The following is a 26458-nucleotide window of genomic DNA, read 5'->3' on the forward strand; positions in this document are numbered from 1 at the left end:
GTTCCCCCGGCCAGGGGCCGTCGGTACACTCGTCCTTCCCATGGGCATGTTCGACAAGATCCTCCGCGCCGGCGAGGGCAAGAAGATCCGGGCGCTGCAGTCGTTGGTGCCCGACATCAACGCCCTCGGTGACGAGATGGCCGCGCTCTCCGACGCCGAGCTCACCGGCATGACCGCCGCGTTCCGTCAGCGCCTCGACAACGGCGAGGACCTCGACGACATCCTCATCGAGGCGTTCGCCGTCACCCGGGAGGCGGCGTCGCGGGAGATCGGGCAACGTCACTACGACGTCCAGCTCATGGGCGGCGCGGCGCTGCACTTCGGCTGGGTCGCCGAGATGAAGACCGGCGAGGGCAAGACCCTCGTCTCGACGCTGCCCGTCTACCTCAACGCCCTCGCCGGGGAGGGCGTCCACGTCGTCACGGTCAACGACTACCTCGCCACCCGCGACTCGGAGTGGATGGGACGGGTGCACCGTCGGCTCGGGCTCGAGGTCGGTCTGGTGATCCCCGGCCAGTTCTCGCCGGACCACAAGCGGGCCCAGTACGCCTGCGACATCACCTACGGCACGAACAACGAGTTCGGCTTCGACTACCTGCGCGACAACATGGCGATGAGCCGCCCCGAGCAGGTGCAGCGGGGCCACAGCTTCTGCATCGTCGACGAGATCGACTCGATCCTCATCGACGAGGCCCGCACCCCGCTCATCATCTCCGGGCGCATCGCCGACGCCGCGAAGATCTACTACCAGTTCGCGTCGATCGTGCGGGGCCTCAAGCGCGACGTGCACTACGAGTTCGACGAGGAGAAGCGGGCCGTCGCGCCCACCGATGAGGGCGTCGAGGCCGTCGAGAAGGCCCTCGGTGTCGAGAACATGTACGACGAGGTCTCCCAGAACCTCGTGCACCAGTTCCAGGCCGCGCTGAAGGCCAAGGAGCTGTTCAAGCGCGACAAGGACTACGTCATCCAGAACGGCGAGGTGAAGATCGTCGACGAGTTCACCGGTCGCATCCTCGAGGGGCGCCGCTGGTCCGAGGGCCTCCACCAGGCCGTCGAGGCGAAGGAGGGCGTGAAGATCAAGGAGGAGAACCAGACCCTCGCCACGGTGACGCTCCAGAACTACTTCCGTATGTACGAGAAGCTGGCCGGGATGACCGGTACGGCCCAGACCGAGGCCGCCGAACTCCTCAACACCTACGGCCTGCAGGTCGTGCCCATCCCCACCCATCGTCCCCTCGTGCGCGCCGACCAGGCCGACCTGATCTACAAGACCGAGGACGCCAAGTTCGACGCCGTGGTGGAGGACATCCTCGAGCGCCACGAGCACGGTCAGCCCGTCCTCGTCGGCACGGTGTCGGTCGCCAAGTCCGAGAAGCTGGCCCGGTTCCTCGAGAAGCGGGGCGTCCCGCACTCGGTGCTGAACGCCAAGCTGCACTTCCGCGAGGCCGACATCGTGGCCCAGGCCGGTCGGCTGGGGGCCGTGACGGTGGCCACCAACATGGCCGGTCGAGGCGTCGACATCCTCCTCGGGGGCAACCCCGAGGGGCTCGCCGAGCGCGATGTGGTGGCCGAGGGCCTCGAGCCCGAGAGCGAGGAGGGCCGCGCCCGCCTCGGCGAGCTGTTGGCGCACTACGAGGCCGAGACCGAGGGGGAGGGGGCCAAGGTCCGCGAGCTCGGCGGCCTGTACGTGCTCGGCACCGAGCGCCACGAGAGCCGGCGCATCGACAACCAGCTCCGGGGCCGCTCCGGCCGCCAGGGCGACCCGGGGGAGAGCCGGTTCTACCTCTCGCTCGAGGACGACCTCATGCGGCTCTTCGCCACCGGGGCGATGAACTGGGTGATGGGCAAGGCCCTTCCCGACGACGTGCCCATCGAGGCCAAGATGGTCACCAAGGCCATCGAGCGGGCGCAGAACACCGTCGAGCAGCGCAACGCGGAGATCCGCAAGAACGTGCTGAAGTACGACGAGGTCATGAACGAGCAGCGCAAGGTGATCTACCGCCGGCGCGACCAGATCCTCGACAAGGCCGATCTGCGCGACGAGGCCATGGAGTACCTCGCCGAGGCGGTCGACGGGGTCATCTCCACCTACTGCGTCACCGACTTCGCCGAGGAGTGGGACCTCGACGGCCTCGTCGCCGAGACCGGCTCCATCTGGCCCACGACGACCACCGCCGACGAGCTGCGCGGGTCGTGTGTGACCACCGACGACCTCTACGAGCGCCTCATGGGCGAGGCCACCGCTCACTACGAGGCCCGCGAGGCGGAGTTCGGCTCGGACGCAATGCGCGAGGTCGAGCGTCAGGTGATGCTGCGCATCATCGACCAGAAGTGGCGCGAGCACCTCTACGAGATGGACTACCTCCAGGAGGGCATCAACCTCCGGGCCATGGGCCAGAAGGACCCGCTCGTCGAGTGGCAGCGCGAGGGCTTCGAGATGTTCGGCTCGATGATGCAGGGCATCGCCACCGACTTCGTGACCTACGTGATGCACGCCCAGGTGGCCGTGGCCGAGAAGCCCACCCTCGACACGCCCCGGCCGATCCAGGACGTCATGTACTCCGCCCCGGTCGACCCGAGCGAGGCGCCCAGCACCCTCGCCGAGGCCGCCCGGGCCCAGGCGGCCGCCGAGGGCCTCGAGGCCCCGCCCGAGGCCGTCGAGGACGTCGTCCAGAAGCCGGTGGTGAAGAGCGAGTTCGACAAGACCCCGCGCAACGCGCCGTGCCCCTGCGGGTCGGGCAAGAAGTTCAAGCTCTGCCACGGCCAGTAGGGCTGGCCACTCCACCATGAGGGACTTCTCCGACGATCTCACCGCGCTCCGCCGTCGCCTCGACGAGGCCGCGGTCTACCTCCGGGTGGACGAGCTGTCGGCCTCGCGACCCCAGCTCGAGGTGGAGGCCACCCGGCCCGACCTCTGGGACGACCCCGACCGGGCCCGCACGGTCACCGGCGAGCTCTCGGCGGTGGTGGAGGACCTCGAGCTCTTCGAGGGGCTGGCCGGTCGGATCGACGACGCCGAGACGCTCTTCGAGCTCGGCCGCGAGGAGGGCGACGACTCCGTCGAGGCCGAGGTCGAGGCGGGGATCGCCGGGTTGATCGCCGACTTCGACGAGCTCGAGCTGCGGGCGCTGTTCACCGGCGAGCACGACGACGCCGACGCCATCTGCGAGCTGCAGTCCGGGGAGGGGGGCGCCGACGCCCAGGACTGGGCCGAGATGCTGTTGCGCATGTACCTGCGCTGGTCCGAGCGGAGGGGGTTCGACGTCGAGCTGACCGAGGCCTCCGACGGCTCCGAGGCCGGGATCTCCTCGGCCACGTTCCTGGTCAAGGGCCGCCATGCCTACGGGCGGCTGCGCTCGGAGCACGGTGTGCACCGTCTGGTGCGCATCTCGCCCTTCAACGCCCAGGGCAAGCGCCAGACCGCGTTCGCGGCGCTGAAGGTGACGCCGTTCCTCGACGACGTCCCCGATGTCGAGATCGACGAGAAGGACCTCCGCATCGACACGTACCGGTCGTCGGGCGCAGGCGGCCAGCACGTCAACGTCACCGACTCGGCGGTGCGGATCACCCACCTCCCGACCGGGGTGGTCACCTCGTGCCAGAACGAGCGCAGCCAGCACCAGAACAAGGACCGGGCCATGCAGATGCTGCGGGCCAAGCTCGCCGAGCTGCAACGCGAGCAGCGTGAGTCCGAGCTGGCCGACATCCGGGGCGAGCAGCGGTCGGTGGGGTTCGGCAGCCAGATCCGGTCGTACGTCCTGCAGCCGTACCAGATGGTGAAGGACCTGCGCTCGGGCCACGAGTCCGGCAACGTCGAGGCGGTGCTCGACGGAGGGCTCGACGAGTTCATGGAGGCCTTCCTGCGCTGGGAGCGCAGCTCGGCCGCCGCCCCCGCCGAGTGAGCGCGGTCGACCGCGGCCCGCTCGCGGGTACCCCCGGGGGATGCCGCGGATCGGGCCCGTGGGCCGTCTACCCTCGAACCCGGCGCGCGATCCCCCTGCCCGGCGTGCCCTGCACCTCATGATCAAGCTCGAGAACGTCACCAAGACCTACAAGACCTCCACCGTGGCCCTGCGCGAGGCCAACGTGGAGATCAACAAGGGCGAGTTCGTCTTCCTCGTGGGGGCCTCCGGGTCCGGCAAGTCGACCTTCATCCGCCTCCTCAACAAGGAGGAGACCCCGGAGACCGGCCACATCTTCGTGGCCGGCAAGGACATCGGCGAGCTGTCGAGCTGGAAGGTGCCGTTCCTGCGCCGCAACATCGGCTGCGTCTTCCAGGACTTCAAGCTGCTCACCAACAAGACGGTGTACGAGAACGTGGCCTTCGCCCTGGAGGTGATCGGCCGGCCCCGCAGCGTCATCCAGACCCAGGTCCCGGCGATCCTCGACCTCGTCGGGCTCGGCCACAAGGCGGCGAGCTTCCCCGACGAGCTGTCCGGCGGCGAGCAGCAGCGGGTCTCCATCGCCCGGGCGTTCGTCAACCGGCCGCTGATCCTGCTGGCCGACGAGCCCACCGGCAACCTCGACCCGGCCACGTCGGTGGGCATCATGCGCCTCCTCGACCGGATCAACAAGACCGGCACGACGGTCGTCATGGCCACCCACGACCGGGGCATCGTCGACACCATGCGTCGTCGGGTGATCGAGATCGACCGCGGGTCGATCGTCCGCGACCAGGCCCGCGGCGTCTACGAGTAGGGAACGGACCCACAGCGATGAAGCTCGACTACGTCCTCCGGGAGACCAGCTCCAACCTCGGCCGCAACTTCACCATCACCCTCGCGTCGGTGATGACCGTCGCGGTGTCCCTGGCACTGGTGGGTGCGTCGCTGATGCTGCGCACCGGGGTCGAGAACGCCACCCAGCGCTGGCAGGGGGGCATCGAGTTCGTGGTGTTCCTGCGCCCGGACGCCTCCGCCGATCAGATCGCGGCGATCGCCCGCGATCTCGAGGACAGCCCGGACGTTGCCGACATCGAGTTCGTCGACAAGGAGGCGGCCTTCGAGGAGTTCAAGGTCCTCTTCTCCGATTCCCCGGAGATGGTGACCAGCGTCCAGCCCGAGGACCTCCCGCCGTCGTTCCGGGTGGAGCCGGTCGACAAGGACGTCCTGGCCGTGGAGGCGCTCGGCTCGCAGTTCGCCGACAAGTCCGGGGTCGACAGCGTGGTCTTCGCCTCCGAGACGATCCGGCTCATCCAGCAGCTCTCCAGCCGTCTCACCGTCGGCATCTTCGTCATCGCCGCGTTCCTCCTCGGCGCTGCCGGGCTCCTGATCCTCAACACCATCCGCATGGCCATGTTCGCCCGGCGCCGCGAGATCGAGGTCATGAAGCTGGTGGGGGCCACCAACTGGTTCATCCGCGTGCCGTTCATGCTGGAGGGGCTCGTCCAGGGGGTGCTCGGGGCGTTGGCCGCCATCCTGGCGCTGGCGGTGTTCAAGCCGTTCTTCCAGGAGTGGTTGCCCAACCCCGAGGACTTCCCGCTCGTGAGCGGGTTCCTCGTGAGCGGCGGTGAGCTCGCCGCCATCTTCGTGCTCCTGGGCGTGGTCGGCATCCTCATCGGCGCCGTCGGCGCGGGCATCGCCGTCACCCGCTTCCTCGACGTCTAGCGCCGGGCCCGGCGCCCGGACCTCGCGACGGATCCCGTCAGGGCACGGCGACGCCCACCTCGCGGACCAGGCGGGGGTCGACCGTGCCCGTGCGCACGTCGTACACGAAGCCGCCGATCACGGTGCCGGGGGGCAGGAACGGGCAGTGGGCCAGCGCCTCGACGTCGTCGAGGATGGCCTGGTCGGGGTCGGCGATGAGGTGGAAGTCGAGCTCGACCGGGTCGTTCCCGGTCCGCTCGATGACGTGTCGGCGCAGGGACCCCAGCTCGATCTTCGCCGCCCCGCAGTCGGTGTGGTGGACGACGGCGATGCGGGTGACCCCGAGCTGGATCGTGGACTTCACCAGCGAGCGGATGACGTCGTCGGTGACCCGGGCGCCGGCGTTGCGCAGGACGTGGGCCTCGCCGGGGTGCAGGCCGAAGGCCCGGTAGTCGTCGATCCGGGCGTCCATGCACGTCACCACGGCCAACTGGTGGGCCGGCGGGGCCTCGAGGGCGCCGTCCTCGAAGTGGGACGCGTGGGTGGCGTTGGCCCCGACGAGGTCGGCGAAGCGGTGCATGCCCCGATGCTAGGTGCCGCTCGGCGGGACCGGGCCAGGAGGCCCCGCCGGGAAGGGAACCGGTGGGGACCGGCGCCGCCGGGCGATCCGGGGAGGGATCCGCGCCCCGTGGGCCCCGGCATGGCACCGTCGGACCATGTCCGCCGAGGGGAGGTCCCCCGATGACGACGCCGGCGCGTCGGGCGCTGGTGTGCCGGGCCCGTCGGTGGCCGACCGCCTGAGCGCCGACGCCGTCGAGCCCCGTGACGTGATGCCCCGCTGGGTGCCCAGGGCGATCGCCCTGTTCTTCGCGGGCGTCGTGGGGTTGGCGGTGGCGTCGTGGCTGTTGGGCCAGCTCCGCGAGCTGATCGTCACGCTCCTGATCGCGGTGTTCATCTCCTTCGCCCTCGAACCGGCCGTCAACCGCCTGGCCGCCCGAGGGTGGCGCCGCGGGGTGGCCACCGCCTTCGTGTTCGGGGTCTTCCTCGTCGTCGTCCTGGTCTTCGTCGGGGCCCTGGCCAGGCTCCTCGCCGACGAGGTGTCGAACCTCGTCGACGCCTCGCCGGGCTACCTGCAGGACCTCGAGAACTGGGTGAACTCGACCTTCGACCTGCAGGTCTCCGGCGCGGACCTCCGGGCTCAGCTCACCGACGCCGACGGGCCCATCCGCTCGTTCGCCACCCAGGCGGCGGGCAACGCCCTCGGCATCAGCGCCAGCGTGCTCGGAATCGTCTTCCGGCTGCTCACCGTCGCGCTCTTCGTCTTCTACATGGTCGCCGACGGGCCCCGTCTGCGGCGCCTCATCTGCTCGTTCCTGCGTCCCGACCGGCAGCGCCGGGTGGTCGAGACGTGGGAGATCGCCATGGACAAGACGGGGGGCTACATCTACAGCCGCGGCCTCCTCGCCCTCATCTCGGGTGTCTCGCACTGGGTCGCGTTCGAGATCATCGGTGTGCCCTACGCCGTCGCGCTGGCCGTCTTCGTCGGCGTGGTCTCGCAGTTCGTGCCGGTGATCGGGACCTACCTGGCCGGCGCGTTCCCCGCGCTCATCGCGCTCGCCAACGACCCGGTCGACGCCCTCTGGGTGCTCGGCGTCGTGGTCGTCTACCAACAGGTCGAGAACTACCTGCTCGCCCCGCGGGTCACGGCGAGGACGATGGACCTCCACCCGGCCGTCGCCTTCGGGTCGGTGCTCGTGGGGATCAGCCTGCTCGGCGGCGTGGGTGCCCTTCTGGCCCTGCCGTTCAGCGCCGTGGTCCAGGCTCTCGGGTCGACCTACGTCGAGCGCCACCCGGTGATCGAGTCGGCGATGACCGCGGCACCGGAGGCCGGCGACCGTCCCCCCCGGCGGTTCCGGATCCGGGCGGCCTGGCGCGACCGCCGGAGCGGTTCTTCTCCGTAGAATGGTGGAAGGACGATTCGTCCTTCATCTCGTCAAGGAGCGACATGGCCAACCCCGTCCTCAACCCGCAGCGCTTCGAGCAGGAGGGCGCCAGCCGGTCCACCTGGCTCGGCGACCCGCAGACCCAGGCCGGCGGGGCCGGCGACGACCTCGGCGGCCGCTTCGGTGCGCCGGGGGCGGTGTCGCCCCCGACCGGCAAGACGATGACCATCGGCGGCACCATGACCGCCACCGGCGTGCTCTTCGCCCTCATCCTCATCACCGGTGCGTTCGGGTGGATGAGCGTGGACCAGACCACCGAGCAGGTCGTGGACCCGGCCACCGGCCAGACCCAGATCGTCAACACCACCTCGTTCCCCGGCTGGCTCCTCCTGGCGTTGTTCGCCGGCCTCGGCCTCGGGCTCGTCACGGCGTTCGTGCCGAAGATCGCCCGCTTCACCGCACCTCTCTATGCCCTCGCCTACGGCGCGGTGATCGGCGCCGTCTCGGCGGTGTACAACGCCCAGTGGGACGGCATCGTGGTGCAGGCGGTCGCCGCGACCCTGGCGGTGTTCGGGGTGATGTTCTTCCTCTACGTCACCCGCATCATCAAGGTCACCAAGAAGTACGTGATGGTGGTGGTCGCCGCCACCCTCGGGATCCTCGTCATGTACCTGGGGGCGTGGATCGCCTCCCTCTTCGGGGCCGACATCGCCTTCTGGAACGAGCCGTCGGTCCTCGGCATCGGCATCAGCGTCGTCATCGTCGTGGTGGCCGCCGCCAACCTGGGCATCGACTTCGCGTTCATCGAGGAGGCCTCGAAGTCCGGTGCTCCCAAGTACATGGAGTGGTACGGCGCCTTCGGGATCACCGTCACCATGGTCTGGCTCTATCTGGAGATCCTGCGCCTCCTGTCCCTGCTGCGGCAGTGACGTCGACGGTGGGGGAATGGTTCCGGCCTCCGCCGGGTTGTGTACCCCAGGGGGTATCTGAGCCCCCGAACGGCTCCCGACCAGGAAGGTAGCGATGGCCACCATCACCCTCACCAAGGACAACTTCGAGCAGACGCTCGAGGACAACGAGATCGTCATGGTCGACTTCTGGGCATCGTGGTGCGGACCGTGCCGGATGTTCGCGCCCGTGTACGAGAAGGTCTCCGAGGCGCACCCCGGCGTGGTGTTCGCCAAGGTCGACACCGAGGCCGAGCAGGAGCTGGCGGCCACCTTCCGGATCCAGTCCATCCCGACCCTGATGGCCATCCGTGATCGTGTCGTGCTCTACAGCCAGCCCGGCGCCCTCCCCGAGGCGGCGCTGGAGGACATCGTCGGCCAGGTCGAGCAGCTCGACATGGACGAGGTCCGCCGGGAGATCGCCCAGGCCTGACCGCGACCGGCCGCCGGTCCCGCCGCGACCGGCGGGACGGGCGGCCGGGCCGTGCCATCATCGGCGTCGTGACCACTCCCTCCCTGGGTGGACGGTTGCTGGTGGCGACCCCGGTGATCGGTGACCCGAACTTCGACCGCACCGTGGTGTTCCTGCTCGACCACGGCGAGGACGGTGCCCTGGGCGTGGTCGTGAACCGCCCGACCGACGTGCACCTCTCGGGCTCGCTCCCACAGTGGGAGGCGTTCGTCGCCGCACCCCCCGTGGTGTTCGTCGGCGGCCCGGTCGAGCAGGCGGCGGCGATCGGGCTGGCCCGTCCCGGTCCCGGCTCCCGGCCGACCGAGGGGGACGACCCGCCCTGGAGCCCGGTGGCCACCGCCGCCGACAGCGTGGGCCCGCTGGCGACGGTGGACCTCACGACCGGCCCGGACGCGGTCGGCGGCCTCGACGCGCTCCGGGTCTACGTCGGCTACGCCGGGTGGGGTCCGGGCCAGCTCGAGGGCGAGCTCGCCCAGGAGGCGTGGGTGGTCGCCGACGCCCGGCCGTCCGACCTGTGGAGCGAGGTGCCGGAGGGGCTGTGGGGCGAGGTGCTGCGGCGACAGCGCGGCGCGGTGGCGTGGCTGGCGCTGCACCCCCGGGACCCGTCGGGGAACTGACTGTCAGTCCCGGGGCGGTCGGGCCCGCCGGGCCCGCAGCAGCAGCGCGACGAGCAGGACGGCGAGGAAGACCACGGCGAAGCCCAACGGCCAGCTGAACGTCGTGACGTTGGTCGAGTCGTCGATGGCCGGCTCGGCGGGCTGGACGAAGCTGAGGCCCGGCGCCGTCCCGGTCGGCCCGATGGCCGGGATCGTCGAGGTCGTCGAGGTCGTCGAGGTCGTCGAGGTCGTCGACGGGGTGACCTGGCCCAGGGCAGGCCCGGTGGCGAACGTGTGCATCCCCCGAGGCTATGCACCGTGGCCGGTGGTCCGAACGGCTCGATCTGCGCCGCGGCCTACCGCGGTGCTGCCCGCTCTGGGAAGGTGGTGGGGTGCCCGTCCCGCGCCGCGTCGTCCTCCTCGTGCTCCTCGCGGCCGCCGTGGCGGTCGTGGGCGGGTGCGCGGGCGGCGCCGAGGACGCCCGTGTGACCCCTCCGGCGGCGACCGGGGCCCGGCCCACGGTGACCACCACGTCGCCGCCATCGACCTCCGCGCCACCGACCACCGCGCCACCGGCCACCCCGCCGCCCCCACCCGCCCCTCCACCTCCGCCACCCCCGCCGACGCCGGAGGAGGTCGGTGCGCTCCAGGACCGTCTCGGCGAGCTGGGCTACTTCCTGTCCGACCCACGCGGCGTCGACGGTCCCGGCACCCGCAACGCCGTGATGGCCTTCCAGAAGCTCCATGGTCTGGCCCGCGACGGTGTGGCCGGACCCATCACCCGTGCGGCGTTGGCCACCGCCGGACCCGTCACGCCTCGGGCCGGGTCGGGCCCCCACATCGAGGTCGACCTCGCCACCCAGGTCGCGGTGGTGGTGGGTCCCGACGGCCGGGCCGTCGCCGTCAACGCGACGACCGGGGCGGCTGCGACCGCCACCCCCCGGGGCACCTACGCGGTGTTCCGCCAGGTCGACGGCTGGGATCCGGGGCCGTACGGATCCCTGTACCGACCGAAGTACTTCGTGGGAGGGATCGCCCTCCACGGCGGCGTCCCGGTCCTGGCCCAGCCGGCCAGCCACGGCTGCGTCCGTCTCCCCGACCCGGCGGTCGACTGGCTCTGGGCGTCCGGGGCGGCTCCGATCGGCACGCCCGTGGTCGTGCTCTGAGCCGAGCGGTCAGGTGGTGAGGCTGCCGCCGTTCACGTGGATGGTCTGGCCGGTCACCCAGCTCGCCTCCGGGGAGGCGAGGTAGACGCAGGCGTAGCCGATGTCCTCGGGCACCCCCGTCCGCTTCACCGGGATCTGCCTGGCCAGCGCCTCGGTGACCGTCGTGTCCTCCATCGTCATCAGGCCGATGGCGAGGCTGTTGGCGGTGACCCCGTGGCGGGCGTTCTCCACGGCCAGGTGGCGCATGAAGCCGATGGCGCCGCCCTTGCCGGCCCCGTACGCCGCCACGCCGATGTTGAGGCCCGTCACACCCGCGCCGGAGGCGATGGTGATGATCCGCCCCCAGCCCCGTTCGCACATGGGGTTGATCACGGCCCGGCTGCAGTTCATGACGCCGAAGAGGTTCACGTCGACGGGCCCGTCCCACGACGCCGGGTCGCTCTCTCGGAACGGGGTGGGGCGCATCCCGCCCACCCCGCCGTTCCCGGCGTTGTTGACGAGGATGTCGACCGGCCCGAGCTGCGCCTCCGCCCGGGCCAGCTCGGCGACGACCTCGTCGTAGTCGGTCACGTCGAAGCCGGCCACGAGGGCCCGACCCCCGGCGTCTTCGATGGCGGCCACCGTCTCGGCGGCCCGTTCGGGGCGCACGTCGTTGACGATCAGCGCCGCGCCCTGCGCGGCGAGGAGCCGGGCGATGCCCGCGCCGACGTTCTGTCCGGCGCCGGTGACCAGCGCGACCCTGCCCTCGATCTCGAACACCGTGGCCCCCTTGGCGTGAACGTTGCGAGTCAAGCACACGACGGCGGGGCCGTAGCGCGGCGGGTGCGAGCAGAATGAGGCCGTGTCGTCCCCCATCCTCGAACCGGCCGTGCCGTCGGCCCCGACCGTTCCCGACGCCGCCTTTCGGGCGAGGGTCTCCCAGGTCCTCGAACGGACCTTCGTGGCCGCTTCGCTCGGCATGCCCACCGAGGACGCCCGCACGGCCATGGACGTGTTGTGGTCGAGCTACGAGGCGCTCGTCGGTCGGCACTTCCCCGCCCCGGGGAGCCCGCCGGGGACCGAGGTGCCCGACGCCACCCACTGGTCGCGGATCCTGGTCACGGCCGTGACGAACAGCATCGTGCTGGGCGGTGGGTTCGTGCGCCCGGCGAAGGCGGAGGCGGACGTCCTGGTGTGGGCCGACCGGCTCCGCTCCGGTGGGGCGTGGCACACGCGACGCCCCCCTGGCCCGGGGGCGGTGGTGCTGGCCGCCCACGTCCGCCTGCTGGCCCTCGACGAGGTGGCCCGTACCGGCCGCCCGCCCGGGCCGTCCGACCAGGGGCACGTCGACGGGCTCGTCGCCCTCGCCGGTCTCGGTGCGGTGCTCGGGACCGACGACCGCGTCCCGCGGCCGGTCACCACGCCACCCGAGACGGTCGCGGCGCGACGCCGACGGGCCGGCGAGGCGGCCGCCGCCTACGGGGTGCCGGACGTGGAGCTGGTCGCCGCCGAGCGCACCGGGTGGGCGTGCGCGTCCTGCGGTTGCCTCTTCACCGGGGGGACCGACGGGGCGGTCGTGTACCCGGACCGGATGGCGCCGGTGGGGCGCGGTGGGCCGTGCGATGCGGTCACCGAGTGCGCGTGCCACGCCGCCCCGCTGCGGAGGGCGTCGCAGGAGCGTGGGGGTCAGCCGTCGTCGGGGTCGGCCTCGCCGTCGGCGTAGGCCCGCATCGACACGATCAGGCCGTCGGCGTCGAAGATCATGGTGTCGAGGGTGGTCATCGACATCGTGGTCTCGCCGAGGTCGATGTCGATGCGGAACATGAAGCCGGCCTCGTCGCCGACGACGCACACCGGTCCGACCCGGGCCATCGACAGCTTCACCCCCATGTCGACCACGCCCTGGTAGAAGGCCCGCACGGCGTCGCGGCCCCGCTTCGGTTCCGAGCCGATGGGGTCCTCCACGACCGGATCGGCCCCGTAGAGGGCCATCACGGCGTCGACGTCGCCGGCGGCGACGCCGGCGATGTAGCGGTCGCAGATGTCGACGATGGTCGCCCGGTCGGTCATGACGCCGTCTCGTAGACGATGACGCCCCGGATGTTCTTGCCGTCGCGCATGTCCTGGTAGCCCTGGTTGATCTCGTCGAGCGTGTAGGTCTTCGTGATCAGCTCGTCGAGCTTGAGCTGCCCGCTGCGGTAGAGACCGAGCAGCCGGGGGATGTCGTAGCGGGGGTTGGCGCTGCCGAAGATGGTGCCGACGATCGACTTCTCCATCATGGAGAGCTCGAAGAGGTTGAGGGTGACGTCGTTGGCGTTCATGTCGGTCACCGACGTGAAGACGAGCTTGCCGCCCTTGCTCACCATCGAGAGATAGCTCCCGACGTCGGCGCCCTTGCCCTCGCCGACGGTGACGATCACCTTCTCGGCGTTGCGACCCCACGTCAGCTCGCCGAGCAGGGCCTGGGCCTCCTCGACGGTGGCCACGGCGTGGGTGGCCCCGAACTGCTGGGCCTGCTCCCGCTTGAACTCCACGGGGTCGATGGCCACGACGTAGCGGGCCCCGGCCAGGTGGGCGCCCTGCACGGCGTTCATGCCGACACCGCCGGTGCCGATGACGACCACCGTCTCGCCGGGGGCGACGTCGGCCGCGTAGGTGGCCGATCCCCACCCGGTGGTGACGCCACAGCCCACGAGGCAGGCCTTGTCGAGGGGCAGGTCCGGCTCGATCTTGACGAGCGAGTTGACGTGGACGACCGAGTGCTCGGCGAAGGTGCCGAGGCAGCACATCGTGGCGATGTCCCGGCCATCGAGGGTGTGGTGCCGGCTGGTGCCGTCGGCCTGGTGGCCCGAGAGGAGGTGGGCGCCGTTGTCGCACAGGTTCTGGTGGCCGCTCGCACAGGAGGGGCATCGGCCGCAGGAGGGGATGAACGACGTGACGACCTGGTCGCCGACGGCCAGCTCGGTCACGCCCGGGCCGACCTCGACGACCACGCCGCCGCCCTCGTGGCCGAGGATGATCGGGTACTGCTGCCAGCCGAGCATCTCCACGACGGCCGGATCCATGGCCATGTCGCCGGTCACCATGTGCTCGTCGGAGTGGCACATCCCGCTGGCGGCGAACTTGACGAGGACCTCGCCCTCCTTCGGCGGATCGAGCTCGATCTCCTCGATCACGTACTCGGTGTGCGGTGCGTGCAGCACGGCGGCACGGGTCCTCATGGGCTCCCCCTGGGAGTGGCGTCGGTCACGGACGAGGGCAATCTACGGCATGGTCCGGCCGCCCCCGAATCGGAACGTGTGACACTTCCGGTGAGTCCGTCCACGTTGCGTAGTACGTTGGCGGCGCCGGGAGGGGCCCGGTTCCACGGCCGCCGTCGGCGGGGGAGGGGCACACCATGCGCACACCCATCTGCGAGCGGCTCGGCATCGAGTTCCCGATCTTCGCGTTCTCGCACTGCCGCGACGTCGTCGCCGCCGTCACCAACGCCGGGGGCTTCGGTGTGCTGGGCGCCCTCGCGTTCGGCCCGGAGCGCCTCGAGATCGAGTTGAACTGGATCGACGAGCACGTCGGCGGCCGGCCCTACGGCGTCGACTTCGCGATGCCGGTCAACTACGTCGGCAAGGGCGGTGGTGAGGGGGCCAGCTTCGAGAGCCTCGACGCCATGATCCCCCAGGAGCACCGTGACTTCGTCGACGACCTCCTCGAGCGTCACGGGGTCCCCGAGCTGCCCGCCGACCTCGAGGACGGGCCGGTGGCGGCGGCCGGGCTCGGTGTCGACGAGATGGGCCCGAGCCAGATCGAGGTGTGCCTCGCCCATCCCGGCGTGAAGATGATCGTCAACGCCCTCGGGCCCCCGCCGCAGTACGTCGTCGACCAGGCCCACGCCGCGGGGCTCCTCGTCGGCGGCCTCGCCGGGTCGAAGGTGCACGCCGAGCGCCAGGTCGCCATCGGGGTCGACGTGATCGTGGCCCAGGGCACCGAGGCCGGCGGGCACTGCGGCGAGATCTCGACGATGGTCCTCGTGCCCGAGGTCGTCGACGCCGTCGGGCCCGACGTGCCGGTCCTGGCCGCGGGTGGCATCGCCACCGGTCGCCAGATGACGGCGGCCCTCGCCCTCGGCGCCCAGGGCGTGTGGACCGGGTCGATGTGGCTCACCGTCGCCGAGGCCGACACCAGCCCCGCCGCCCTCGAGAACATGCTGGCCGCGACCTCCCGGGACACGGTGCGCTCCAAGGCCATGACCGGCAAGCCCGCCCGCCAGCTGCGCACCGCCTGGACCGACGCGTGGGAGGCCGACGACGCCCCCGACACCCTCCCGATGCCGCTGCAGGGCATCCTGCACCAGGAGGCGGGCCGGCGCACCCAGCGGGTGCAGAACCGCGACCTGATCGGCTTCCCGGTGGGCCAGATCGTCGGGCGGATGAACAAGGTCCGCCCGTCGAAGGACCTCGTGCTCGAGATGGTCGAGGAGTGGATCGACACGACCGAGCGGCTCTCGGGCCTCCTCGTCGAGGACTGACACGCCGCGGACCGTCCCCGGACCAGCCACAGGAGACCAGCCATGACCGCCACCGCGCCGACCGACGCCCCGGTGCTGCACGATCCCCGCACCTACGACGGGGGAGTGCCCTACGAGTACTACCGGTGGCTCCGCGACAGCGACCCCGTGTCGCACCACGACCACCCGGCCTATCCGGGCGGCTACTGGGCGGTGACCCGCCACGAGGACGTCCAGCGCGTCTCTCGCGACTCCGCGACCTTCCGCAACGCCCCCAACCCGTTCCTCGACGACGGCACGGCCTCGCCCGACGCCGATGCCGGCACGAGCGAGCTGCTCATCAGCCTCGACGCCCCCGAGCACATCAAGCTGCGCAAGCTGATCAACAAGGGCTTCACGCCCCGCCGGGTCGCCGACCTCTCTGACCGTCTCCTCGAGCGCACCAACGCCATCATCGACGACCTCATGGATCGCCAGAGCGCCGATCTGGTCCACGACCTGGCGCTGTGGCTCCCGTTGCACGTGATCGCCGACATGGTCGGTGTCCCCGAGGAGGACCGCACGAAGGTCTTCGAGTGGACCGAGCTCACCTTCGGCTTCGACCCCGAGGTCACCGCCGACCAGCGCTCTCAGGCGATGGTCGACATGTTCGTGTACGCCGACGCGCTGGCCAGTGAGCGCGAGCAGAACCCGCAGGACGACCTCATGAGCGTCCTGCTCGCCGCCGAGGTCGACGGCGAGCAGCTCACGAAGCTGCAGATCGAGCTGTTCTTCCTGCTGCTGCAGAACGCCGGGAGCGAGACGACGCGCAACCTCATCACGACCGGCACGCTCACGTTGCTGCAGCACCCGGACCAGCTGGCCATGTTGCGCGGCGACCTCTCGATCCTGCCCACCGCGATCGAGGAGCTGCTCCGCCACGCCACGCCGGTCGTGCAGTTCACCCGGACGCCGGTCACCGACGTCGAGCTGGGCGGTCGACACATCTCGGCGGGGGAGCGGGTGCTGATGGTCTACGCGGCCGCGAACCGCGACGAGCGCGCCTTCGTCGACCCCGACGGGATCGACCTGCGCCGCGACCCGAACGACCACGTGGCCTTCGGGGCCGGCGGGCCCCACTTCTGCCTGGGAGCGAACCTCGCCCGGTTGGAGGCCAGGATCATGTTCGAGGCCATTCTCACGCGCTTCGAGGGGCTCGAGGTGGCCGGGGACCCGGCCGACTTCCCCCGGGTCAACTCGAACCTGATCGACGGGTTCGTGGAGTTGCCGATCACGTGGTCGGGCATCCGGCCCGCGACGACGTAGGGCGGGACGCGAACGGGCCGGCCCCGGGGGGGCCGACCCGTGGTCGTCGTCGGTCGACCTGCGTCAGACCGCGGCGTCGGCGGGCACCTGGGCCACCAGCTCCACGTCGAGGTCGATCTTCACCTTCTCGCCGACGAGCACGCCGCCGGTGTCGAGCTTCACGTTGAACTCCATGCCCCAGTCGCGACGGTTGATCTCGCCGCGGGCGCTGAACCCCGCCCGGGTGCCGCCCCACGGGTCCGGGCTCACGCCGTCGAACTCGAGGTCGAGGTCGACCGAGCGGGTGACACCCTTGATGGTGAGGTCGCCGGTCAGGACGTAGTCGTCGCCCTTCTGCGTGATCGCCGTGCTGACGAAGGTCATCGTCGGGTACTCGTCGACGGCGAAGAAGTCCGCGCTGCGCAGGTGCTCGTCGCGCTTCTCGTCGCCGGTCTCGACGCTGCCCATGTCGATCGAGGCGCTGACCGTCGACTGCAGCCGGTCCTCGGCGACGGTGACGGTGCCGTCGACGGCGCCGAATCGGCCGCGGACCTTGGCCACGACGACGTGGCGACCGACGAAGCCGACGGTGGTGTGGGACGGGTCGATCGTCCAGGTGCCGGGGGTGAGGTCGTGGATGGTGCTCATCAGGAGAGGGCTCCTCGGGTCGGTGGAATGTTTGCGGGCTCAAGCATAAGGAAGAACTTTGCGTTCACAACCTTTGGCGCAGAAAGTTTCGACCGGGTACGATGTGCGTATGACGCGGTGGCTGGACGACGACGAGATGGCAGCGTGGCTGGGCTTCATCGGCCTGCACGCCGAGTTGATGGCCGAGCTCGAGGACGACCTCGTGCACGGCCACGGGATCACCGCCGGTGACTACGGGGTGCTCGTCAACCTGGCCGAGGCCGACGGGGGTGGGCTGCGGATGTGCGATCTCGCCGCTCGCCTCCACCTCTCACCGAGCGGCCTGACCCGTCGACTCGACGGCCTGGTGCGCCAGGGCCTCGTGGTCCGCGAGCCCGCCCGTGACGATCGTCGGGTCATCCTGGCCGTGCTCACGCCCGACGGCCGGGCCCGCCTGGAGCAGGCGGCCCCGGACCACGTCGCCGGCGTGCGCCGCGGCCTGTTCGATCACCTGACACCGGCCCAGGTCCGCCAGCTCGCCGGGTTGTTCGACACGATCCAGCGCGGACGGGCGCAGGCCCGAGCGGTCGCCGCCGAGGCCTCCTGATCCCCGGAGCCGACGCGCTCCTGGCCTCAGTCGAACCGGGCGCCCATCTGGCGCAGCATGGCCACCACGTCGTCGGGCATGTCGGGAGGGCCGTCGAGCGGCGTGTAGGTGACCGACTCGATCCTCCCCGTGAACGGGAACGAGCGGTGGGCCTCGTAGAGGTCCCACGACACCGGCGAGCGGGGGTCGCTCCCCACCGTGATGCCCTCGAAGGGCGCCATCCCGAAGAGCATCGGCACCTCGGGCCCCGAGGCGACGTCCACCTCGTCGACGACCACGTGCAGGCGCCACCGGTTCCCGGCGAGGGCGTCGAATCGGGCGCCCACCTCGTGGGTGCCGGGGGCGAGCGGGTCGCCGGCCAGCTCGGTGACACCGCCGCGCCCGTCGTTGTGGCGCAGCACGGGCCGCCGGCCGTCGAGGAGGTACAGGGCGTAGCCGCCGCTCTGGTCACCGTGGGCGACGAGGGTCCCCACGTCGCCGTCGGCGACGTCGAGGCGGACACGGATGTCGACGCCGCACATCCAGACGAGCTGGAGCGACCGCCACCGCTCGAGGGTGGGGGTCCCCGGTCGGATGGTGAGCGGGGCGCGCAGCACGTCGGTGTGGGGCGGCCGGATCACGTACTTGAGCCCTGTGCCCTCGTCGAGCGGGAAGACCTGGGTGGCCCAGGCCGCCTGCTCCCACGCCGCGGCCAACTCGGCGGTCCGCTCGGGCTCGGTCGCGGCCAGGTTCGTCAGCTCGGTGGGGTCCCGGCGCAGGTCGTAGAGCTCCCATTCGCCGTCGTCGAATGGCGTCCACGGTTGGTGGAGGGTGACCACCTCCCACCCGTCGCGGTAGAAGCCCCGGTGTCCGATCATCTCGTAGACGGCCTCGGTGCGGGTGTCGGCGGCCTCGGCCGAGAACAACGTGGTCGCCATGCTCGTCCCCGTGATCGGCTTGGCCGGCGCGCCGCGACGCTCGGGGCGGGCCTCGACGCCGGCCAGCTCGAGGAACGTCGGCATCAGGTCGGCGACGTGCGCGTACTGGCGACGGAGAGCCCCGCCCTCCGCGGCGAGGCGGTCCGGCCAGCTCACGATGAACGGCACGGTGTGGCCGCCGGCGTGGGTGTTGATCTTGTAGAGCCGGAACGGCGTGTTGCCCGCCATCGCCCAGCCACGCGGGTAGTGCGGCGACGTCTGCGGGCCGCCCAGCAGGTCGAGGCGGGCCCGGTCGGCGTCGACGTCGTCACCGGTCATCAGGTGGACCATGTACGAGCTCGTGCCACCTCCTCGCCCTCGCGTGAGGCGCCGTTGTCGGAGGTGAAGACCACGATGGTGTTGTCGAGCTCGCCCATCTCCTCGAGCGCATCGAGGATCCGGCCGGTCGACGCGTCGACGGTCTCCACCATCGCCGCGAAGACCTCCATGTGGCGGGAGAAGAGCTCCTGTTGCGGGGCGGTGAGGGAGTCCCACGGCGCCACGTCGTTGCCGGGCTCGGTGTTGCGGGGGGCCAGCTCGACACCCGGCGCCACGACGCCCAGCTCGAGCTGGCGTCGGTAGCGCGCCTCGCGCAGCGCGTCCCACCCGGCGTCGTACCGGCCCTTCTGGCGGGCGATGGCGTCGGCGGGGGCGTGCAGCGGGGCGTGCACCGCTCCGTGGGCGACGTAGGTGAAGAAGGGCTTGGTCGGGTCGGCGGCCTTGCCGGCCTTCATCCAGGCGATGGCCCGATCGGTGATGTCGTCGGTGAAGTAGTAGTCGTCGGGGTAGCTGTCGATCTCGACGGCCTGGTTGTCCGAGACCAGGCGGTGGGGCTGGTGCAGGTTGGTGAAGGCGTCGAGGAAGCCGTAGTAGCGGTCGAAGCCGCGCTGGCAGGGCCAGGAGTCGCGAGGGCCGGCGTCGGACTGGTCGGAGTCCTTGCTGAGGTGCCACTTGCCGACCATGTAGGTCGCGTAGCCCGCACTGCGCAGCGTCTCGGGGAGCGTCACCACGTCGGGGGCCAGCTCCATGGCGTAGCCCGGGAAGCCGGGGTCGGAGTGGGCCACCGTCCCGACGCCGGCGAGGTGGGGCTCCATGCCGGTGAGGAGCGCCGCCCGGGTCGGCGAGCACATCGGCGCGGAGTGGAAGTTCGTGTAGCGCAGGCCCCCGGCGGCGAGCCGGTCGATGTTCGGGGTGGCGATCTCGCTGCCGTAGCACCCGAGGTCGGCGTAGCCGAGGTCGTCGACCAGGATCACGACGATGTTGGGCGCCCCCTCGGGGGCCTGGGGCCGCGGCGGCCACCACGGCTCCGAGGTGGCGAACACCCGCCCGACGCGTCCCTCGAACCCCGCGTATGCGTCGTGTCCCTCAGCCATGCTCGTCCCCCGTGTCGGCCCCGGCCGCTTCCGGCGACCGTCCGGCGATCGTAGTGGCCGACCGGGCCCGGGCCCGTCGGTGCCGGGTCGGGTCGCGGCCACCCGCGACGTCACATGTCGATCTCGGCGACGACCGCGAAGTGGTCCGACGCCCAGACCCCGTCGACGGGCTCGGTGCCGGCGAGCGAGCACGAGGCCACGTGCCCGGCGTTGCGGCGTCTCGGCCAGCTGACCATCACGTAGTCGAGGCGCCGGTCGGGGTGCACGGCCCGCTTCGGCACCAGCGGGTTGGCGGCCGACCAGGTGGCGCCCCGATCGGTGTGCCCCGCGGCGTCCCACGCATCGACGAACACGAGCCCCTCGACGAGGGGTTCGGCGGCGCCGGTCAGCGCCCGGACCTCGTCGGACCACGGGACGGCGTTCAGATCGCCGGCCAGGACGGCGGGAAGCCGGGTCGAGCGCCGGGCCCGGTCGCCGAGGACCTCGGCCACCGTCGTGGCGAGATGGCGGGCCTGGGCGACGCGGGTCGCCGATCGGTCGAGGCCGTGCTCGAGGTGGGTCCCCACCACCGGGAACGGCCCGCCCTCGCCCGCAGGGCGGTCCACACGGACGACCAGCGCGTGGCGCCACGTCGGTCGACCGTGCTCGTCGTCGAGGGGATGGACGGCCTCGACGGCCAGCGGCCACCGCGACAGCACGGCGTTGACCACCCAGTAGGGCGCGTCCGGGTAGCGGGCGAACCCGGCCAGCTCCGCGGCGGTCACGGCGTGCCAGCCCAGTTCCCCGGCGATGACGTCAGCCTGTGTCGCGCCGCCGGCCTCGACCCAGGACTCCTGCACGGTCACGACGTCGGGGCGCACGCCGTCGATGGTGGCGACGATGGCCCGTTCACGTTCCCGCCAGTCGCCGACCCGTCCCTGGAGGTTCCACGTCACCACCCGCACCCGCACAGGCTGCCCGATCGGGCCGCGGGGCGTCGGGTCCGACGTCGGGCCGCGGTCCGGTGGAGCCGTTCGGGGCGGGTCCGTGGACGCGTCACAATGGCGGGCGCCCGCGCCGACCAGGGATCGCGGCCGCACCGCACAGGGGGAGACATGGACGCCGACCAGGTGGCGCAGTTCCAGTTCGCAGGCCAGGACATCCCCTGGCTGCTCGACGAGTGGGTGGCCCGCCAGCCCGACAAGCCCCTCCTGGTGTGGGAGCCCCGAAGTGGCGAGCACCGGACGTGGAGCTACGCCGCGTTCGTCCGCGACGCCCGGCGCCTGGCGGTGGGACTGTCCGCCCGCGGGGTCGGCAAGGGCGACATGGTGGTCATCCACGCCGACAACTGCCCCGAGATGGTGCTCGCCTGGTACGCCTGCGCCCACGTCGGTGCGGTGGGCGTCACCACCAACACCCGCAGCGTGGGCGCGGAGATGCGCTACTTCATCGAGCACACCGGTGCCGTCGCGGCGATCACCCAACCCCAGTACGCGGCGGTGGTGGCCGACAGCGGGCCGGCGCTGAAGTGGATCGCCGTCACCGCCGACGACGGTGGCGAGCCGGCCGCGCCCGAGGCTGCCGCCGCGGTCGCCGACGGCGACTTCGTGCCCTTCGAGGACCTCTTCGGCGACGACGAGGCCTACGCACCCCGCCCTGCGGAGCCGATGCTGCCCGCCGGGATCATGTTCACGTCGGGGACGACGTCGCGGCCCAAGGCGGTGGTGCACACCCACGCCAACGCCCTGTGGGCGGCGAAGGTCGGGCCGACCAACATCTCCATCGGCAACGACGACACCTATCTGATCTTCCTCCCCTTCTTCCACGTCAACGCCCAGAGCTGGTCGATGTGGACGACCGTGCTCGGCGCCGGCGGGACGATCGTGCTGCAACCGAAGTTCTCGTCGAGCCGTTTCTGGGAGGTCGTGGTCCGCCACGGGGTGACCCACATCTCGATCATCCCGTTCGTGCTCAAGGCGGTGGCCGGCCAACCGGTCCCCGAGAGCCGGCTGCGGGTCGGGGTGTTCGGGCTGGTGATGCCCCAGATGGGCGCCCTCCTCGGCGGGGTGGACATCGTGCCCGCCTACGGCATGACCGAGACCGTCATCCACGCCACCGGCTGGGTCCCGAACCGGCTGATCCCCCAGGGCTCGATGGGCAAGCCCACGCCCGGCTACGAGGTGCTGGTCGTCGATCAGGACACCGGCGAGATCTGCGCACCCGGCGAGGTCGGCGAGCTGTGGGTGCGGGGCACCCGTGGCATCCAGCTGTTCCTCGAGTACTACGGCGCCCCCGAGGCCAACGAGAAGAGCTTCACGGAGGACGGCTGGTTCAAGACCGGTGACCGCGTCCGCCAGGGGCCCAACGGTGAGCTCGTCTACTCCGAGCGCGACAAGGACGTCCTGAAGGTGGGCGGCGAGAACGTGTCGGCCAAGGAGATCGAGGACCTCATCCGCACGGTTCCCGGCGTGGGCGACGTGGCGGTCGTGGGCCGCTCTCACGAGATGCTCGACGTGGTGCCGGTGGCCTTCGTGATCGCCGGCCCCGATGCGCCCGACGAGGCCGAGCACGAGCGCCTGATCATCGAGCGGTGCGCGGCCGACCTGAGTGATTTCAAGGTGCCGAGGGCGGTGCACCGTGTGGAGGACTTTCCTCGGGCGACGCTCGACAAGGTCGCCAAGAACAAGCTGCGTGACCGCGCCGAGGAGCTCGCCCCGAGCTCCTGATCACCGGTCGCCTCGCCGCTCGGTCGGTCAGGCCGAGACGGTGGTGAGGTCCTCGCCGAACACGATGGTGCCGTCGAAGTGGGCGGCCGCCAGCGCGATCCACTCGTCCGCCGCGCCCGGTCCGGGGGTGGGTACCTGGTGGGTGAGCACGAGGGTGGCGACCCCGGCGCGGGCGGCGGTCGCCGCGGCCTGCTCGACGGTCGAGTGGTAGTCGATCGTGTCCTGGAACCGGGGCGCGGGGATGAGCCGGACGAGGTCGTCGCGCAGCACCGTCTGCACGTAGACGTCGGCCCCGCGGCACAGCTCGTCGAGGCCCGCGCAGGGCACGGTGTCGCCGGCGAGCACCACCGCCGCACCGTCGTGCTCCACCCGGTACCCGACCGTCGGCTCGACCGGTCGGTGGTCGGTGGCGGCGGCCACGACGCGCACGTCGCCGGTCTCGAGCACAGTTCCCGCCCCGGTGATCTCGGTGACCTCGACCTCCGGCTCCCAGGTCAGGTCGTCGTGGTGGGCCAGGCGGTACCCGATGTCGGGGGCGAGCATGGCCAGGCAGGCATCGACCACCTCACGGGTGCGGGGAGGTCCGTACACCCGTAGCGGGGTGGGTTGCCCGGTCATCACCCAGTGGGTGGTGATGACGTCGTTGAGGTCGCAGATGTGGTCGGAGTGCAGGTGGGTGAGCAGCACGGCGTCCAACATCAGCGGCAGCGCGCCCGCCGCGGCCATGCGCATCACCGCTCCGCGTCCCGCGTCGACGAGCAGGTGGCGGCCCCCGGCGCGGACCAGTGTGGCGGCGCCGGCCCGGTCGGCCGAGGGGACGGGGTTCCCGGTGCCGAGCAGAACGGTCTCGATCGCCATGGCGGCCATCGTGGCAGACCGCGCGCCGGGATCGCCGGGATCAGGCCCGGCGGGTGCCCCGAGGGCGGGTCTCGGAGGCCGGGCCGGGCACGCCCATGCGGGTCGTGAACGCCGGCCAGGCGTCGGGGTCGTGGCCGGGGAGCAACGGGTAGTCCCGGGCCGCGGCGATGGACTTCAGGCGGCGGATCGACTCGACGGCCTCGGCCCGGACGTCGGGCGAGTCGCCGTACAGCCCGCCGGGGGACAGCTCCTCGTCGATGTTGCGCTGGAGGTCGGCGGCATCGAACGCGAACACGAAGCCCGCGCCGTCGGGCAGGTCGACGACGAAGCTCTGGTGGCCGGCGGTGTGCCCTGCGGTGAGCACGGCGGTGATCCCCGGGGCGATCTCGGTGTCGCCGTCGGCGAGCTGCCAGGCCACCCCCAGCCCCTCGTAGTCGACCGCTCGGGTGCCCGGGACCTCCTCGCCCCGGGCGAGGCCGGCCCGGGCGTGGTCGAGCTCCCGGCGCTGGCAGTGCACCGGGCCGCGGCCCGCGAAGCGGTGCAGCCCTCCGGCGTGGTCGTAGTGCAGGTGGCTGAGGCCGACCGCCACCACGTCGCCCGGGTCGACGCCCACCCGGGAGAAGGCCTCGTCGACGGTGTCACCCTCGGTCCCCGCCAGCTCGTCGACGTAGTCGGCGAACTCGTAGCCGGGTGCGGTGTCGGGATCGGTGAGCATCGGTGCGTTGAACCCGACGTCGAGCAGCACCCACCCGCCGTCGACCTGGCACAGCACGCCGGGCACCGGTTCGCGCAGCATCACCGACGGGTCGCCGCCGAGGATGGAGACCGTCTCTCGGAGGTGCTCCCACCCGTAGGTGAGCGGGATGACCCGACGGACGCACGGTCGACTCGGCACGGGGCGAGCGTGGCACCGGGCGTCACCGGTGTCACGGGCGCGAGGTCATCGTTCTCGCGCCGTTCACGCGGTCAGCCGGTCCTCGGTCGGTCGTTCGCCGGTCCGCCGTCCCCGGGGTCGGCGTCGGCGTCCGGGTCGTCGGCGGCGTCGGCTGGGAGGCGGGCCAGGAGCTGGTCGCGGATCGACGTGCCCGGCTCGCGGGCCTTGTCGCCCGTGACCCGCCACCCGTGCCGGCTCGAGTAGAGCAGCGGGGGCTCCTTCAGCCGGCCGAGCCCGGTGGCCGAGACCCGGGCGAAGAGCAGCTCGTGGTCGACCATCGTGGTCCACTCGAACACCTCGGCGGTGAACCAGGCGATGCAGCCCGGGACGACGGGATGGCCGTCGACCTCACCGAGGAACTCCGGGGCCACGTAGCCGAAGCGCCGCCCGGGATAGGAGAAGTACTGGCCCTCGGCGATCTGGTCACCGGCCAGGATCGAGACGGTGAAGCGCCCGGAGGCCTCGATCAGGGGCCAGGTGTCGTGCTTCGGCGAGATCGACGCCATCACGACGGGCTCCTCGAACGCCACCTGGGTCACCCAGTGCGAGGTGTAGGCGCGGGTCACGCCGTCGTGCGTGGCGGCCACCACCTGCACGCCCTTGATCATCTGGCCCAGGGAGCGCTTGACGACGGGATCGATCACCTGCTCAGTCTGGCCGGACGCGGTGACGGGGAGCGGGGCGCGTCAGTCGCGGACGAGCTTGCGCACCGCACGGTCCCAGGGGTCGCCGTCTCGGGGGACGCCCCCCAGCGCCCGCTCGGCCGCCCGGAGCCCCCGGGTGGCCTCGAAGTCGTCGCTGCGCCGTGCGATGCGGGCCTGGAACGTGGCTCGCAGCTCCTCGAGGGCGACTCGGTCGTCGCCGGCCTCGGCGACGGCGGCCTCGGCGCTGCGGTCTGGCGATGGTTCGGTCACGGGGTCTCTCGGCGGTCGGGGGAGGAGTCCCGGCACGCTACCGGCCGGGTGGGCCGGGCGCCGTACCCGGCGATCAGGCGTCGGCGGGAGCGGTCTCGGCGTCCTTCGCGGCGAGGCGGATGCTGATCACCTCGATGCCGATCACCGCCGCGAAGCCGACGACGAAGAGCGCGATCGGGGCGACCACCGGGGCGTCGCCGGGCGCCTCGAGGCGGGTGCTGCTCACGCCGTCGGGCCACGGCCACAGCACGCGCAGCGACCCGAGCATCAGCCCGATCATGGCCGCCATCACCTTGTCGTGGTGGGTGCGCAGCGACCAGCTCAACAGCGACGAGAACGACGCCAGGCCGACCACGCACCCGGCGACGAACACCAACAGCACGAGGATCTGGCGGTCGTTGACCGCCCCGAGCACCTCGGCGTACATCCCCATGATCACGAGCAGGAACGATCCGCTGATGCCCGGCAGGATCATGGCGCAGATGGCGATGGCCCCGGCCAGGAAGAACACCCACAGCGGCCGGGTGACGACCTCCTCGGCGGTCGACTCGGTGTCGGCGCGGAGGCCGAGCAGGAGGAAGAAGGCCGCCGCGGTGGCGAACATGATGCCCAGCTCCGGGAGGGTGACCTTCTTGACGAGTCGCCACGAGATCACCACCGAGGCCAGGATCAGCCCCGAGAACAGCCCCGCCATGGCCTCGGCGTGGTCGGTGAGGAGCGTGTCGAGCAACGACGACAGGGCGAGGATGGCGGCCAGGATCCCGACACCGAGGGCGATGAGCCAGGTCCACTCGACCTGCGCGAGTCGGCGCCTGATCTCGGCCCCGTCGCGGCGCACGACGCTGGCCGCCACCGACGACGCGACCCGGATGTTCTCGATGAGCCGCTCGTAGATGCCGAGCACCAGGGCGACCGTCCCGCCGGAGACGCCCGGGACGATGTCGGCGCTGCCCATGGCGAAGCCTCGGACGACCTGGGTGACCTTCTCGGGAACCGGCACGGCGAGCCACT

Annotated in this window: 28 protein-coding genes; 14 read left to right on the forward strand and 14 right to left on the reverse strand. The window is 71.5% G+C overall.

Features of this window, described 5'->3' with window-relative positions; genetic code table 11:
- Positions 1–40 precede the first annotated feature (40 nt).
- The 4 genes from secA to MUE36_00685 all read left to right on the forward strand — a co-directional run bounded on the left by secA (position 41) and on the right by MUE36_00685 (position 5606).
- Positions 41–2770 carry a preprotein translocase subunit SecA gene (gene secA, locus MUE36_00670; GenBank protein ID MCU0309444.1) on the forward strand — a complete coding sequence of 910 codons (2730 nt, stop codon included), beginning with the start codon at positions 41–43 and terminating at the stop codon, positions 2768–2770.
- A 16-nt stretch (positions 2771–2786) separates the two neighbouring features.
- Entirely contained in the window at positions 2787–3902 is a 1116-nt protein-coding gene (prfB, locus tag MUE36_00675; GenBank protein MCU0309445.1) for a peptide chain release factor 2, read from the forward strand.
- Positions 3903–4020: 118 nt separating this feature from the next.
- On the forward strand, positions 4021–4698 hold the full coding sequence (gene ftsE / locus MUE36_00680) for a cell division ATP-binding protein FtsE (GenBank protein ID MCU0309446.1): 678 nt from the start codon (positions 4021–4023) through the stop codon (positions 4696–4698).
- Between the two features lie 17 nt (positions 4699–4715).
- Complete coding sequence (locus tag MUE36_00685) at positions 4716–5606, forward strand: ABC transporter permease (GenBank protein ID MCU0309447.1); 891 nt, start codon at positions 4716–4718, stop codon at positions 5604–5606.
- A gap of 37 nt (positions 5607–5643) precedes the next feature.
- Here the strand turns inward: MUE36_00685 and MUE36_00690 are convergent, their stop codons facing one another.
- Positions 5644–6165: a carbonic anhydrase gene (locus MUE36_00690; protein ID MCU0309448.1), complete on the reverse strand. Its 522-nt coding sequence runs from the start codon at positions 6163–6165 to the stop codon at positions 5644–5646.
- A 136-nt stretch (positions 6166–6301) separates the two neighbouring features.
- On the opposite strand from MUE36_00690, the gene MUE36_00695 reads away from it, so the two are divergent.
- The 4 genes from MUE36_00695 (at position 6302) to MUE36_00710 (ending at position 9564) form a co-directional block, all read left to right on the forward strand.
- Complete coding sequence (locus MUE36_00695) at positions 6302–7546, forward strand: AI-2E family transporter (protein ID MCU0309449.1); 1245 nt, start codon at positions 6302–6304, stop codon at positions 7544–7546.
- Positions 7547–7590: 44 nt separating this feature from the next.
- Positions 7591–8457, forward strand: a complete 867-nt coding sequence (locus MUE36_00700) for a Bax inhibitor-1/YccA family protein (protein MCU0309450.1) — start codon at positions 7591–7593, stop codon at positions 8455–8457.
- Between the two features lie 94 nt (positions 8458–8551).
- Positions 8552–8908, forward strand: coding sequence for a thioredoxin (gene trxA, locus MUE36_00705; GenBank protein MCU0309451.1), 357 nt, complete (start codon positions 8552–8554; stop codon positions 8906–8908).
- 68 nt (positions 8909–8976) lie between these two features.
- Positions 8977–9564, forward strand: coding sequence for a YqgE/AlgH family protein (locus tag MUE36_00710; protein MCU0309452.1), 588 nt, complete (start codon positions 8977–8979; stop codon positions 9562–9564).
- 3 nt (positions 9565–9567) lie between these two features.
- Here the strand turns inward: MUE36_00710 and MUE36_00715 are convergent, their stop codons facing one another.
- The gene (locus MUE36_00715; protein MCU0309453.1) at positions 9568–9843 is read right to left on the reverse strand and encodes a hypothetical protein; all 276 of its coding nucleotides are present in this window, start codon (positions 9841–9843) and stop codon (positions 9568–9570) included.
- Between the two features lie 92 nt (positions 9844–9935).
- Between MUE36_00715 and MUE36_00720 the strand changes: the two genes are divergently transcribed.
- A complete protein-coding gene (locus tag MUE36_00720) occupies positions 9936–10709 on the forward strand; it encodes a L,D-transpeptidase family protein (protein MCU0309454.1) in 774 nt (257 codons plus the stop codon).
- A gap of 9 nt (positions 10710–10718) precedes the next feature.
- Here the strand turns inward: MUE36_00720 and MUE36_00725 are convergent, their stop codons facing one another.
- Positions 10719–11468, reverse strand: coding sequence for an SDR family oxidoreductase (locus tag MUE36_00725; protein MCU0309455.1), 750 nt, complete (start codon positions 11466–11468; stop codon positions 10719–10721).
- 82 nt (positions 11469–11550) lie between these two features.
- Here MUE36_00725 and MUE36_00730 point away from each other — a divergent pair, with 82 nt between their 5' ends.
- Positions 11551–12411, forward strand: a complete 861-nt coding sequence (locus tag MUE36_00730) for a hypothetical protein (GenBank protein MCU0309456.1) — start codon at positions 11551–11553, stop codon at positions 12409–12411.
- On the opposite strand, the gene MUE36_00735 is transcribed toward MUE36_00730, so the two are convergent.
- A complete protein-coding gene (locus MUE36_00735) occupies positions 12375–12758 on the reverse strand; it encodes a nuclear transport factor 2 family protein (GenBank protein ID MCU0309457.1) in 384 nt (127 codons plus the stop codon). The two genes, MUE36_00730 and MUE36_00735, sit on opposite strands and share 37 nt — an antisense overlap.
- Positions 12755–13909: an NDMA-dependent alcohol dehydrogenase gene (locus tag MUE36_00740; GenBank protein ID MCU0309458.1), complete on the reverse strand. Its 1155-nt coding sequence runs from the start codon at positions 13907–13909 to the stop codon at positions 12755–12757. The genes MUE36_00735 and MUE36_00740 overlap by 4 nt, the downstream gene beginning before the upstream one ends.
- 176 nt (positions 13910–14085) lie before the next feature.
- Between MUE36_00740 and MUE36_00745 the strand changes: the two genes are divergently transcribed.
- Both MUE36_00745 and MUE36_00750 read left to right on the forward strand, forming a co-directional pair.
- A complete protein-coding gene (locus MUE36_00745) occupies positions 14086–15210 on the forward strand; it encodes a nitronate monooxygenase family protein (protein MCU0309459.1) in 1125 nt (374 codons plus the stop codon).
- A gap of 42 nt (positions 15211–15252) precedes the next feature.
- Positions 15253–16494 carry a cytochrome P450 gene (locus MUE36_00750; GenBank protein ID MCU0309460.1) on the forward strand — a complete coding sequence of 414 codons (1242 nt, stop codon included), beginning with the start codon at positions 15253–15255 and terminating at the stop codon, positions 16492–16494.
- Positions 16495–16557: 63 nt separating this feature from the next.
- Here the strand turns inward: MUE36_00750 and MUE36_00755 are convergent, their stop codons facing one another.
- Positions 16558–17121: a YceI family protein gene (locus MUE36_00755; GenBank protein ID MCU0309461.1), complete on the reverse strand. Its 564-nt coding sequence runs from the start codon at positions 17119–17121 to the stop codon at positions 16558–16560.
- A 109-nt stretch (positions 17122–17230) separates the two neighbouring features.
- On the opposite strand from MUE36_00755, the gene MUE36_00760 reads away from it, so the two are divergent.
- Entirely contained in the window at positions 17231–17707 is a 477-nt protein-coding gene (locus MUE36_00760; GenBank protein MCU0309462.1) for a MarR family transcriptional regulator, read from the forward strand.
- Positions 17708–17733: 26 nt separating this feature from the next.
- On the opposite strand, the gene MUE36_00765 is transcribed toward MUE36_00760, so the two are convergent.
- The 3 genes from MUE36_00765 to MUE36_00775 form a co-directional block, all read right to left on the reverse strand.
- Complete coding sequence (locus MUE36_00765) at positions 17734–18942, reverse strand: sulfatase-like hydrolase/transferase (protein MCU0309463.1); 1209 nt, start codon at positions 18940–18942, stop codon at positions 17734–17736.
- Complete coding sequence (locus MUE36_00770; protein ID MCU0309464.1) at positions 18942–20036, reverse strand: sulfatase-like hydrolase/transferase; 1095 nt, start codon at positions 20034–20036, stop codon at positions 18942–18944. Before MUE36_00770 ends, MUE36_00765 begins: the two co-directional genes overlap by 1 nt.
- Positions 20037–20146: 110 nt before the next feature.
- Complete coding sequence (locus MUE36_00775) at positions 20147–20980, reverse strand: endonuclease/exonuclease/phosphatase family protein (GenBank protein ID MCU0309465.1); 834 nt, start codon at positions 20978–20980, stop codon at positions 20147–20149.
- A 150-nt stretch (positions 20981–21130) separates the two neighbouring features.
- On the opposite strand from MUE36_00775, the gene MUE36_00780 reads away from it, so the two are divergent.
- A complete protein-coding gene (locus tag MUE36_00780) occupies positions 21131–22741 on the forward strand; it encodes an acyl--CoA ligase (GenBank protein MCU0309466.1) in 1611 nt (536 codons plus the stop codon).
- A gap of 27 nt (positions 22742–22768) precedes the next feature.
- Here the strand turns inward: MUE36_00780 and MUE36_00785 are convergent, their stop codons facing one another.
- The 5 genes from MUE36_00785 to MUE36_00805 form a co-directional block, all read right to left on the reverse strand.
- The gene (locus tag MUE36_00785; protein ID MCU0309467.1) at positions 22769–23599 is read right to left on the reverse strand and encodes an MBL fold metallo-hydrolase; all 831 of its coding nucleotides are present in this window, start codon (positions 23597–23599) and stop codon (positions 22769–22771) included.
- 40 nt (positions 23600–23639) lie between these two features.
- On the reverse strand, positions 23640–24494 hold the full coding sequence (locus tag MUE36_00790) for an N-acyl homoserine lactonase family protein (protein ID MCU0309468.1): 855 nt from the start codon (positions 24492–24494) through the stop codon (positions 23640–23642).
- Between the two features lie 71 nt (positions 24495–24565).
- Positions 24566–25177 carry a flavin reductase family protein gene (locus tag MUE36_00795; GenBank protein ID MCU0309469.1) on the reverse strand — a complete coding sequence of 204 codons (612 nt, stop codon included), beginning with the start codon at positions 25175–25177 and terminating at the stop codon, positions 24566–24568.
- Positions 25178–25219: 42 nt separating this feature from the next.
- Positions 25220–25447: a hypothetical protein gene (locus MUE36_00800; GenBank protein MCU0309470.1), complete on the reverse strand. Its 228-nt coding sequence runs from the start codon at positions 25445–25447 to the stop codon at positions 25220–25222.
- A 73-nt stretch (positions 25448–25520) separates the two neighbouring features.
- Positions 25521–26447: a DUF368 domain-containing protein gene (locus tag MUE36_00805; GenBank protein MCU0309471.1), complete on the reverse strand. Its 927-nt coding sequence runs from the start codon at positions 26445–26447 to the stop codon at positions 25521–25523.
- Positions 26448–26458 lie beyond the last annotated feature (11 nt).

Source organism: Acidimicrobiales bacterium, assembly GCA_025455885.1.
Taxonomy (GTDB): domain Bacteria; phylum Actinomycetota; class Acidimicrobiia; order Acidimicrobiales; family Acidimicrobilacustridaceae; genus Rhabdothermincola_A.